Source organism: Stenotrophomonas sp. HMWF003, from assembly GCF_003061285.1.
In the GTDB taxonomy this organism is placed as follows: Bacteria; Pseudomonadota; Gammaproteobacteria; order Xanthomonadales; family Xanthomonadaceae; genus Stenotrophomonas; species Stenotrophomonas maltophilia_AP.
On sequence record NZ_QAIW01000372.1, the window covers coordinates 7,870 to 17,385 of the forward strand.

Here is a 9,516-nt window from a genome sequence, read left to right on the forward strand (position 1 = left end):
GATCACCCTGGCCGGCGTGCTCACCCTGCCGCTGTTCCTGCCCGATGGCAGCGCCTTCCCGGCGCGTGACCTGGTGATCTTCCTGGCGGCGGCGGTGATCCTGGTATCGCTGGTCGGCGCCAGCGTGGCATTGCCGCGGTTGCTGAAGGGGCTGGAGCTGCCGGCCGATTCGGGCGAGCGCAAGGCCGAGGACCTGGCCCGGCGGCTGGCGTCCAAGGCGGCGCTGGCCGGGGTGGAACGCATGCGCCAGCAGCTGGTGCAGAACCAGACCACCGAGAACGTGCAGCTCTACAACGACGCCGCCTCACGGGTCAGCCTGCTGTACCAGCGCAATCTCGAGAAGGACGACGGCCCGGATGCGGACCCGGAAAAGGTGCAGCGCATGGAGCAGGGCTACCGCCAGCTGCGCGGCGCCGGGCTCACCGCCGAGCGCGAGGAGCTGTTCCGGTTGACCCGGCGCGGCACCATTTCCGACGAGGTCTCGCGCAAGCTGATCCGCAACCTGGACCTGCTGGAAACCCGCCAACGCGATTGAAACCGGGGCCGGCCGTTACGGGCCGGCCATCAACGCGGGTTACGCGTCGGCTTTCTGGTCCAGGTAATACGCCACCACGGTGCCCTTGATCTTGATGGTCATCGGGTTGCCACGGCGGTCACGGGCCTTGCCGGCCTGCACGCGGATCCAGCCTTCGCTGACCGAATACTCTTCAACGTTGTCGCGCTCGACATCGTTGAAACGGATGCCCACGCCGCGCTCCAGGGCGGCCGCATCGTGGAAGGGGCTGGTCGGGTTGATCGCCAGGTGATCGGGAGGGGTATCGCTCATGGTCATTCAGTTGTGACGGCCACCACGGCCATCTTCCAGGCGCACAGGATAAACCGCGGCGCGGCCCACGCCGAATTTCGCTTCCTGCCAACGCCACTGCACGGCAGAATGCCCGCCTGCCTCAAGGAACTACCGGTCATGCCTGACAACAGCGATTATTTCGACTTCGAAGAAGACGAGCGCGATTTCGACGAAGACGACTTCGAGGCGCGGATCTGGAACCTGTTCGTGCTGATCAACCCCGGCGATGACGAGCTGGCGCTGCAGCAGTTCAACCGCTGGCGCGAGGCGCTGCTGGAAAGCGGCGAGGAGATCGACGAGGAGGCCGACTGGCTGCCGCCGCTGATGGCCGCCATTGCCTGGCAGTCCGGGTTCGAGGTGGACCGTGAGGATCCCGATGCGCTGGTGTCGGCGATCAACGAGCTGGCGGCACGCTGGAACCTGCAGCTGGACTGGGGTGGCGACCTGGACGATGAGGATTTCGCCGCCGCCACCGACGCCCCGGCGCTGATGGCCACCGCGCACGACCGCCTGCGCGAGCACAACTACGCGCTGTGGAGCGTGGACACGGGCAATGGCGGCCTGGCCGGCTGGATGGCGCTCAACCGCGACGATGACGCCATGCTGGCGCTGTGCTCGCTGCTGGGCGTGGAAGTGCGGCCGGGTTCGGACCCGTTCTGATGCGTGCTGCGGGTTGACCGATGCGGGCCCGCGGCTTGCGTAGCAAGGCGTGGGGCGCAACGCGCGCACTCAATACCTGTCTACGGCAGGTATTGAGTGCGCGCGTTGGCGATGACGGCTTTGACCAGCGCGCGGTCGGTGTGCCGCGAGATGGCCTGTGCGCCCAGCGCGATGGCCTGCAGGCGCAGCGGGGCGGGGACGTCGTAATGCGCGCCGCTGGGGCGGTTCTGGAACGCCCGCCGCGGAAGCCCGAGCTGCGCCGCCATGGCGTGCAGCTCGGGCAGGGTGTCGGCCATCAGATGCGCCCAACGCTCGCCGCGCCAGGGGTGGACCGCATCGTCGATATAGACCGTCACCGGGCGGCCGTGGCTCAGGCCTGCGGCTTGTCGTCGCTGGCGGCCGGGGTGGCGTCGGCGGCGGCATCGGTGCCGGCCTCGTCTGCCACCGGGGCGTCGTCGCTGGCGTCGGCAGTGGTTTCAGCGGTTTCGGCGTCGTCGCCTTCTTCGCCTTCCACACCTTCAAACTCGGACACCAGCTGGGCCAGGTAGTCGTCGGCGGTCTTGCCTTCGTCGGCGGCCAGGTCGTCGATCAGCTGCTGCAGCTGGGTCGAGTACTCCAGGTTTACCTTGCGGCCTTCCTTTTCCTGCACGTTGGACAGGTGCTTGAGCATGGCCAGCATCGGGATCGGGTTGTCGGCGTTGCCCATGGTCTGGCCGCCGATGGCCAGCAGCCATTCGGTGCCCTGCAGGCCGATCGCGGCCACTACCTGGCCCTCTTCGTTGGTCAGCACGGCATGGTTCTGCACCTGCTGCTGGGCGTTGAGGCGGTGGATCGGGCGCTTGGGCTGCAGCTTCTTGCGCTTGTCGCGCTTGGCCTTGGACTGCTTGGACATGGTGGGATCTATCTGTACGTGGAAAGCGGCCATTGTAATGGGGGTTGGCCGCAGGCGTCGGCCATTCCGTTGAAGGTCATGCCCCTATCGAAGGCTGCCCATGCGCGTGCAGTCGGCTGGGACGCGACCCTGCCAGCGCGCGAGGCGTGCATCGTCCAACCGTTCGGGCTGCCGACCGGTCCGCCGTTCATCCGAACGGCAGACCGACCTGCCCCGGACCGGCTCCCCGGTCAGGGCGTCGCCGCCGGGGCCTGTGCGGCGTGGATGTCGGCGTCGCCGGTGGTGGGCGACAACGCCACCTCCTGCCCGGCACCGGCCAGCGCCGCCGCTTCGGCTGCCTTGGTCATCACCACGATGCTGATGCGGCGATTGATCGGGTTGTCCGGCTGGGCCTTGTCGAACAGCACCGACGAGGACAGGCCGACCACCCGGGTTACCTTCTCTTCGGTCATGCCACCGTCCAGCAACGCGCGCCGGGCGGCGTTGGCGCGGTCGGCGCTGAGCTCCCAGTTGCTGTAGCCGTGCACCGCGTTGTAGGCGGTGGTGTCGGTGTGGCCGGTGATGCTGATCCGGTTCGGCACGTGATTGATGAACTGCGACAGTTCGCGCAGGATCTCGCGGGTGTACGGCTTGAGCGCGGCGCTGCCCATGTCGAACATCGGGCGGTTCTGCTTGTCCACGATCTGGATGCGCAGGCCTTCCGGGGTCAGGTCCAGCAGCAACTGGTCCTTGAACGGCTCCAGCGCCTGGCTCTTGCTGATGGCCTCTTCCAGCTCCCGCTTCAGCGCTTCCAGCTGCTGCTGTTCGCGCTCGCGTTCGGTCTGCGGGATCGGCTTGGCGGTCTGCTGGGCCTGGAACGGGTCGTTGCTGTTGCCGCGCGAGATGTCGGTGGCGCCGCCCAGTTTGATCATCGAGGTGCTGGCCCCGCCCGGACCGGCCATGCCGGGCGCCGGGGTGGAACTCTGCCCGACCAGCGGGCTGGGGTTGCGGAAGTACTCGGAAATGGCCGCGCGCTCGGGCTTGGTGGTGGCGGCCATCAGCCACAGCACCAGGAAGAACGCCATCATCGCGGTGACGAAGTCGGCGTAGGCCACTTTCCAGGCGCCGCCATGGTGGGCAGCGTGGCCGGCCTTCTTGACCCGGCGGACGATGACGGTGGGTTTGTTCTCGGCCATGGGTGTGCCTTACTTGACCGTCTTCAGGTGCTGCTCGAAGGCGCTGAAGCCCGGGCGCACGTTCGAGGGCAGGGTCTTGCGGGCGAATTCCAGCGCGATCTTCGGGTTGTAGCCGCGCAGGCAGGCCAGCAGCGCGGTCTTCACCGACTCATAGATGCGGCTGTCCTGTTCGGCGCGCGCTTCCACCGCCGCGGCCAGCGGGCTGACGAAGCCGTAGGCCAGCAGGATGCCCAGGAAGGTACCGACCAGCGCGCCGGCCACGTGCGCGCCCACTTCGGTGATTTCCCCGCCGATCGAGCCCATGGTGATCACGATGCCCAGCACCGCGGCCACGATGCCGAAGCCGGGCAGGCCGTCGGACACCTTGTTGAGCACCGCCGAGGGCTGCATCGCTTCGGCATGGTGCTTTTCCAGCTCCAGCTCCAGCAGCGGCTCCAGTTCGTGCGGCTCGATGTTGCTGCCGATCATCAGGCGCAGGCAGTCGGTGATGAAGTCCACCAGGTGGTGGTCGGCCTGCACCTTGGGGTAGTTGGCGAAGATGCTGCTTTCAGCCGGGCGCTCCACATGGTCTTCCAGCGCCATGAAGCCTTCGCGGCGGGCCTTGTTGAGCAGTTCGTAAAGCAGGCTCAGGACGTCGATGTAGTCCTGCTGCTTGTAGGCCGGGCCCTTGAACACGCCCACGGTGGCCTTCAGGGTCTGCTTGACGGTCTTGAACGGGGTGCCGACCAGGAACGCGCCCAGTGCCGCGCCGCCGATGATGACCAGCTCATAGGGCTGCCACAGGGCGCCCAGCTTGCCGTGCGCGCCGACGTAGCCGCCGAGCACGCTGATGATGACGATGAGGAATCCAACGATGATGAGCATGGGGCCGGCGCGGAGTAGGGGATACCTCCATGTCGGCCCCGCCCCCGGTTTTCTGAAGGGGGGCGTTCGCTCAATGTCACACTTTTACGGATTCAGCCGGCCGGTTGCGCCTCGGCCCCGCCGCGCTGCAGCGGATCCGGATAGGCCTGTCCGTTCGGCGTGAACGACAGCGAGACCGAGTTCAGGCAGTGGCGCTCGTGGGTCGGCGGCGGGCCATCGGGGAATACATGGCCGAGATGGCTGTCACACCGCGCGCAGACGATCTCGGTGCGGATCATGCCGTGGCTGATGTCGCGGATCTCGCGCACATGGGCCGGGTCGAACGGGGCGAAGAAGCTGGGCCAGCCGGTGCCGGAGTCGAACTTGGTGCTGGAGCGGAACAGCGGCAGCCCGCACAGGCGGCAGCCGTAGACGCCGTCCTGCTTGTTGTCCAGGAACACGCCGCAGAACGGCGCTTCGGTGCCGTGCTGGAGCAGCACGCGGCGTTCGTCGGCGCTGAGGCCGGCCACCAGGGCGTCACGCTGGGCGTCGCTGGGGGGAGAGAGATCGAAGGCGGTCATTGGCGGTTCCTCGCGGGGGTGGGTTCAAGATTGGGCCGGGATGGCGGGCTTCAAGCCAGCGCCCCGGTGGCCCGGGCGCGTTCATGGTGCTGATACCCGCGTGGGTGCAAGGTGCAGTATCGATCACCGCCGGAGCCTGCCATGTCCCGCCACGTCCGCTTCGCCACCGCGCTGGGCCTGATGCTGTTGCCGGCCATCGGCATGGCCCAGATCGGCCCGCCGCCCAGTCCCACCGCGACCCGCCCGGTGGTGGTGGCCCCGCCGGCGCCGCTGCCTACCCCCGTGCGCCCTGCACCGGTGGACAGCCTGTCCGGGCAGATGGCCCCGGTGAAGTCCAACAGCCAGGTCCAGCAGCAACTGCGCAGCCATCCCATCCAGGCGCGCGACACCGGCCCGGCGCAACCGATCCAGGGGCCGACCCTGCAACCCAAGGTGTATGACCGCCACGGGCGGATCATTCCCGGGGCCAAACAGGTCGGGCCGAACCGGGTGCTGGATACCCGCACCGGCAAGTATTACGACGCCATTCCCAGTGGTGATGGCCAGCAGATCCGGCCGTAAACGGCGTGGGCGGTGCAGCGCATGAACCGTGCACAAACCACGCCGCACAGTCAGCTGCATCAACGTGTCATCTCACCGCTTTTTCGCCTGTATTTAACCGTTTTCGCGCGACCCTTTGCGTGCGCCGGAACGCGGCGTATTCCGAAGGGTTTTCCAGAAGAGTGCAATCATGACCAACCAGCAGAACCAGAAAGGCGGCAAGATGCCGCAGGAACAGCAGGGCAGTCAGCAACAGCACCAGAAGGCCGGACAGCAGAACCAGCAACAGTGGGACCAGCAGAACCAGAAGGGCAAGCAGCCGGACCAGCGTCACCCCGATTCCAAACAACAGCGCTGACGCGCGGGATTGCATGACCAAGGCGGTGCGCGCAAGCGCGCCGCCTTCTGCGTTGAGGGCCGCGGTTCAATCCGGGATCGGCAGGGTCAGCGTTTCCTTCACCTCTTCCATCACGATGTAGCTCTTGGATTCGCGCACGTGCGGCAGGGTCAGCAGGGTGCTGCCGAGCAGCTTGCGGTAGGACGCCATCTCGCTGATGCGCGCCTTGAGCAGGTAGTCGAAATCGCCCGACACCAGGTGGCACTCCAGCACGTTGGGCAGCTTCAACGCCGCGCGGCGGAACTCCTCGAAGATGTCGCCGGACTTGTAGGCCAGGCTGATCTCCACGAACACCAGCAGGCTGGCCTTGAGGTAATGCGGGTCGAGCTTGGCGTAGTAGCCGGTGATGGCGCCATCGCGTTCCAGCCGCCGCACCCGTTCGGTGCACGGCGTGGTCGACAGGCCCACCCGTTCGCCCAGTTCGGTAAAGGAAATGCGGCCTTCGTCCTGCAGGATGCGCAGGATCTTGCGGTCGATCTTGTCCAGTTCGCGGGGGCGCACGGCCATCGGCGTCATCCAGGCATGGGGGTTGGCGCGACAATATCCTGTCATCGCGCCTAAAAACAGGGCAAAAGCTTGGTTTAGCCGGAATATACTTCCGCAATTATGGTCCCGGCACGCTCCAGTGCAGGGAATGATCGGGTCGGAGAAGCTACATGCGCGTTCTAGTCCTTGGCAGCGGCGTCATCGGCACCACCAGTGCCTGGTACCTGCGGCAGGCGGGGTTTGAAGTCACGGTCGTGGACCGCCAGCCCGGTCCGGCGCTGGAAACCAGTTTCGCCAACGCCGGCCAGCTGTCGTTCGGCTACACCTCGCCGTGGGCCGCGCCGGGCGTGCCGCTCAAGGCGGTCAAGTGGCTGTTCTCCGAGCACGCTCCGCTGGCCATCCGCCCCGGCCTGGACTGGCGCCAGTACGCCTGGCTGGCGCAGATGCTGCGCAACTGCACCCATGAGCGCTACGCGATCAACAAGGCGCGCATGGTGCGCATGTCCGAGTACAGCCGCGACTGCCTGAACGAGCTGCGCCGCGAGACCGGCATCGCATTCGAAGGCCGCGACCTGGGCACCACCCAGCTGTTCCGCACCCAGCAGCAGCTGGACGCCTCGGCGCAGGACATCGAAGTGCTGGCCCAGTACGGGGTGCCCTACAAGGTGCTGGACCGCGACGGCATCATTGCCCACGAACCGGCCCTGGCCGGGGTGGCCGACAAACTGGTCGGCGCGCTGTGGCTGCCGCGCGACCAGACCGGCGACTGCCAGCTGTTCACCCGGCGCCTGGCGCAGATGTGCGTGGATGCCGGCGTCGAGTTCCGCTTCGACCAGGACATCGCCGGCCTGCAGACCGACGGCGACCGCATCACCGGCGTGCGCATCGACGGCAAGCTCGAAACCGCCGACCGCTACGTGGTCGCGCTGGGCAGCTATTCGCCCTCGCTGGTGGACCCGCTGGGCCTGCGCCTGCCGGTCTACCCGCTGAAGGGCTACTCGCTGACCCTGCCGATCACCAATGCGGCCATGGCCCCCACCTCGACCATCCTGGACGAGAGCTACAAGGTAGCGGTGACCCGCTTCGATGACCGTATCCGCGTGGGGGGCATGGCCGAAGTGGGCGGGTTTGACCTGTCGCTGTCGCCGCGCCGCCGCGCCACCCTGGAAAAAGTGGTGGGCGACCTGTACCCGGACGGCGGCGACCTGTCGCGCGCCGAGTTCTGGACCGGCCTGCGCCCGGCCACGCCCGATGGCACCCCGGTGATCGGCGCCACCCCGTACCGCAACCTGTTCCTCAACACCGGCCACGGCACGCTGGGCTGGACCATGGCCTGCGGTTCGGGCCGTTACCTGGCCGACCTGATGAGCGCGCGACAGCCGCAGATCAGTACCGAAGGCCTGGATATCTTCCGTTACGGCCACACGGCCGCATCCGTTGTTCATAGTGAGCCCAAAGCATGCGCCCAGCCCGCGCGTTGATCGACCTGGACGCGTTGCGCGCCAATTTCATCCTTGCCCGTGAACTGGGCGGCGGTCGCAAGACCCTGGCGGCGATCAAGGCCGATGCCTACGGCCACGGTGCCGTGGCCTGCGCGCGCGCGCTGCAGGGGCTGGCCGACGCGTTCGGCGTGGCCTGCATCGAAGAGGCGCTGGAACTGCGCCACGCCGGCATCACCACGCCGATCGTGCTGCTGGAAGGCTTCTTCGACGCCGACGAACTGCCGCTGATCGTGCAGCACGACCTGTGGTTCGCCGTGGGCGCGCCGTGGCAGGTGGAGGCGGTGCTGGCCTTCCAGACCACCGCCCTGCTGAAGATCTGGTTGAAGCTGGACAGCGGCATGCACCGCCTGGGCCTGTCGCCGACCGACTTCCGCGCCGCGCACGCCCGCCTGAGCGCGCTGCCGCAGGTGGCGCCGATGGTGCTGATGAGCCACATGGCCCGCGCCGACGAGCTGGACAGCCAGCGCACCCGCGAGCAGGCCGACCTGTTCGCCGCCACCATTGATGGCCTGGCTGGTGAAACCAGCCTGTGCAATTCGCCGGCCCTGCTGGGCTGGCCGGACGTGCGCAGCGATTGGGTGCGTCCGGGGCTGATGCTGTACGGCGCCAACCCGCTGCCCACCCCGTCGGCGCTGACCGAGCGGTTGCGCCCGGTGATGACCATGCAGTCGAAGGTCTTCGCGGTGCGTGAGATCGGCATCGGCGAACCGGTCGGCTATGGCGCGCGGTTCGTCGCCGAGCGGCGGACCCGGGTAGGCGTGGTGGCCCTGGGCTATGCCGACGGCTACCCGCAGTTCGCCCCGAATGGCACCCCGGTGCAGATCGACGGGCAGCCCGGCACGCTGATCGGCCGGGTATCGATGGACATGCTGACCGTGGACCTGACCGACCTGCCGCAGGCCGGGGTGGGCAGCACGGTGACCCTGTGGGGCGAGTCACCGCGGCTGGATGTGCTGGCGCCGCTGTGCGGGGTGAGCGCCTACCAGCTGCCGTGCGCGGTCAAGCGCGTACCGCACCAGCACCTGGGCGGCTGAGGGGACCCCACGCCAGGCGGGGCGCCACCGTCAGCGGCTGGCGGTGGCGTCGCTGCGCAGGTCGCGGCGGATCCAGTCGTCCAGCAGGCGCTTCTCGTAGCGCAGCGGGTCGGTGTCGCGCTGCATCCCGATGTTGTGCAGGTAGCCGCTGTCCGACAGCTTGCGCTCGCCTTGCGCCAGCACCTGCCCCTGGGCATCGGTGAGGGTGAAGGTCAGCGCGATGCGCGGCGGGTAGATGTCGCGCAGGATGCGGATATCGCTGCCGCGCGGCCCGTGCCACGGCTCGTAGTCACCGGCGCGCTTGATGTCGGTCAGGGTCACCTCCAGCGTCTGGCCGGGCTGCAGCTGCTTGCCGGCGCTGGTCTGGACGTAGGTGGCCAGCTGCGCGACCCAGTTGCCGCGCTGGGCTTCGAAGCGGTTGGTGCTCTGCCGGATCTCGCTGAACTGGGCCGGGTCGGTCCACGACACCTTGACCGGGCCATCGCCGCTCAGGGCGCGGGGCGCCTGGGGGTCGGTCACGGTGCGGGGCGCAGCGGCGGTGGCGCTGCCGATCACCAAC

Annotated in this window: 13 protein-coding genes and 1 pseudogene; 6 read left to right on the forward strand and 8 right to left on the reverse strand. The window is 67.9% G+C overall.

Annotated features, from left to right (window positions below; all coding sequences use genetic code 11):
- Nucleotides 1-535 (forward strand): annotated as a pseudogene (locus tag DBR34_RS23330) (Na+/H+ antiporter); the annotation flags it as partial.
- Between the two features lie 39 nt (nucleotides 536-574).
- Here the strand turns inward: DBR34_RS23330 and DBR34_RS15375 are convergent.
- The gene (locus DBR34_RS15375; protein WP_128097447.1) at nucleotides 575-826 is read right to left on the reverse strand and encodes a DUF3297 family protein; all 252 of its coding nucleotides are present in this window, start codon (nucleotides 824-826) and stop codon (nucleotides 575-577) included.
- A gap of 138 nt (nucleotides 827-964) precedes the next feature.
- Here DBR34_RS15375 and DBR34_RS15380 point away from each other — a divergent pair, with 138 nt between their 5' ends.
- Nucleotides 965-1,507, forward strand: coding sequence for a hypothetical protein (locus DBR34_RS15380; protein ID WP_038692549.1), 543 nt, complete (start codon nucleotides 965-967; stop codon nucleotides 1,505-1,507).
- A gap of 80 nt (nucleotides 1,508-1,587) precedes the next feature.
- Here DBR34_RS15380 and DBR34_RS15385 read toward each other — a convergent pair whose 3' ends face one another.
- The 5 genes from DBR34_RS15385 to msrB all read right to left on the reverse strand — a co-directional run bounded on the left by DBR34_RS15385 (nucleotide 1,588) and on the right by msrB (nucleotide 4,998).
- A complete protein-coding gene (locus tag DBR34_RS15385) occupies nucleotides 1,588-1,863 on the reverse strand; it encodes a DUF4031 domain-containing protein (RefSeq protein ID WP_128097448.1) in 276 nt (91 codons plus the stop codon).
- A gap of 14 nt (nucleotides 1,864-1,877) precedes the next feature.
- Entirely contained in the window at nucleotides 1,878-2,399 is a 522-nt protein-coding gene (locus tag DBR34_RS15390) for a hypothetical protein (RefSeq protein ID WP_128097449.1), read from the reverse strand.
- Nucleotides 2,400-2,629: 230 nt separating this feature from the next.
- Nucleotides 2,630-3,574: a flagellar motor protein MotB gene (gene motB, locus DBR34_RS15395; RefSeq protein ID WP_128097450.1), complete on the reverse strand. Its 945-nt coding sequence runs from the start codon at nucleotides 3,572-3,574 to the stop codon at nucleotides 2,630-2,632.
- A 9-nt stretch (nucleotides 3,575-3,583) separates the two neighbouring features.
- The gene (gene motA / locus DBR34_RS15400) at nucleotides 3,584-4,438 is read right to left on the reverse strand and encodes a flagellar motor stator protein MotA (protein ID WP_128097451.1); all 855 of its coding nucleotides are present in this window, start codon (nucleotides 4,436-4,438) and stop codon (nucleotides 3,584-3,586) included.
- 92 nt (nucleotides 4,439-4,530) lie between these two features.
- Nucleotides 4,531-4,998, reverse strand: coding sequence for a peptide-methionine (R)-S-oxide reductase MsrB (gene msrB / locus DBR34_RS15405; RefSeq protein ID WP_128097452.1), 468 nt, complete (start codon nucleotides 4,996-4,998; stop codon nucleotides 4,531-4,533).
- A 141-nt stretch (nucleotides 4,999-5,139) separates the two neighbouring features.
- On the opposite strand from msrB, the gene DBR34_RS15410 reads away from it, so the two are divergent.
- Both DBR34_RS15410 and DBR34_RS15415 read left to right on the forward strand, forming a co-directional pair.
- Nucleotides 5,140-5,559: a classical arabinogalactan protein 4 gene (locus DBR34_RS15410; RefSeq protein WP_128097453.1), complete on the forward strand. Its 420-nt coding sequence runs from the start codon at nucleotides 5,140-5,142 to the stop codon at nucleotides 5,557-5,559.
- Between the two features lie 169 nt (nucleotides 5,560-5,728).
- On the forward strand, nucleotides 5,729-5,896 hold the full coding sequence (locus DBR34_RS15415; protein ID WP_128097454.1) for a lana protein: 168 nt from the start codon (nucleotides 5,729-5,731) through the stop codon (nucleotides 5,894-5,896).
- Between the two features lie 66 nt (nucleotides 5,897-5,962).
- Here the strand turns inward: DBR34_RS15415 and DBR34_RS15420 are convergent, their stop codons facing one another.
- Nucleotides 5,963-6,442, reverse strand: a complete 480-nt coding sequence (locus tag DBR34_RS15420) for an Lrp/AsnC ligand binding domain-containing protein (RefSeq protein ID WP_038690714.1) — start codon at nucleotides 6,440-6,442, stop codon at nucleotides 5,963-5,965.
- 149 nt (nucleotides 6,443-6,591) lie between these two features.
- Here DBR34_RS15420 and DBR34_RS15425 point away from each other — a divergent pair, with 149 nt between their 5' ends.
- Nucleotides 6,592-7,902: a D-amino acid dehydrogenase gene (locus DBR34_RS15425; RefSeq protein WP_128097455.1), complete on the forward strand. Its 1,311-nt coding sequence runs from the start codon at nucleotides 6,592-6,594 to the stop codon at nucleotides 7,900-7,902.
- Complete coding sequence (gene alr / locus DBR34_RS15430; RefSeq protein ID WP_128097456.1) at nucleotides 7,881-8,957, forward strand: alanine racemase; 1,077 nt, start codon at nucleotides 7,881-7,883, stop codon at nucleotides 8,955-8,957. Before DBR34_RS15425 ends, alr begins: the two co-directional genes overlap by 22 nt.
- A gap of 30 nt (nucleotides 8,958-8,987) precedes the next feature.
- On the opposite strand, the gene DBR34_RS15435 is transcribed toward alr, so the two are convergent.
- Entirely contained in the window at nucleotides 8,988-9,515 is a 528-nt protein-coding gene (locus DBR34_RS15435) for a DUF3016 domain-containing protein (RefSeq protein WP_128097457.1), read from the reverse strand.
- Nucleotide 9,516 lies beyond the last annotated feature (1 nt).

Bases quoted from the DNA above. Each gene is read 5' to 3' on its own strand.
- DBR34_RS15375 (WP_128097447.1), bottom strand. From the start codon at position 826: ATGAGCGATACCCCTCCCGATCACCTGGCGATCAACCCGACCAGCCCC.
- msrB (WP_128097452.1), bottom strand. From the start codon at position 4,998: ATGACCGCCTTCGATCTCTCTCCCCCCAGCGACGCCCAGCGTGACGCC.
- DBR34_RS15425 (WP_128097455.1), top strand. From the start codon at position 6,592: ATGCGCGTTCTAGTCCTTGGCAGCGGCGTCATCGGCACCACCAGTGCC.
- DBR34_RS15410 (WP_128097453.1), top strand. From the start codon at position 5,140: ATGTCCCGCCACGTCCGCTTCGCCACCGCGCTGGGCCTGATGCTGTTG.
- motA (WP_128097451.1), bottom strand. From the start codon at position 4,438: ATGCTCATCATCGTTGGATTCCTCATCGTCATCATCAGCGTGCTCGGC.
- alr (WP_128097456.1), top strand. From the start codon at position 7,881: ATGCGCCCAGCCCGCGCGTTGATCGACCTGGACGCGTTGCGCGCCAAT.
- DBR34_RS15420 (WP_038690714.1), bottom strand. From the start codon at position 6,442: ATGGCCGTGCGCCCCCGCGAACTGGACAAGATCGACCGCAAGATCCTG.
- DBR34_RS15415 (WP_128097454.1), top strand. From the start codon at position 5,729: ATGACCAACCAGCAGAACCAGAAAGGCGGCAAGATGCCGCAGGAACAG.
- DBR34_RS15390 (WP_128097449.1), bottom strand. From the start codon at position 2,399: ATGTCCAAGCAGTCCAAGGCCAAGCGCGACAAGCGCAAGAAGCTGCAG.
- motB (WP_128097450.1), bottom strand. From the start codon at position 3,574: ATGGCCGAGAACAAACCCACCGTCATCGTCCGCCGGGTCAAGAAGGCC.
- DBR34_RS15380 (WP_038692549.1), top strand. From the start codon at position 965: ATGCCTGACAACAGCGATTATTTCGACTTCGAAGAAGACGAGCGCGAT.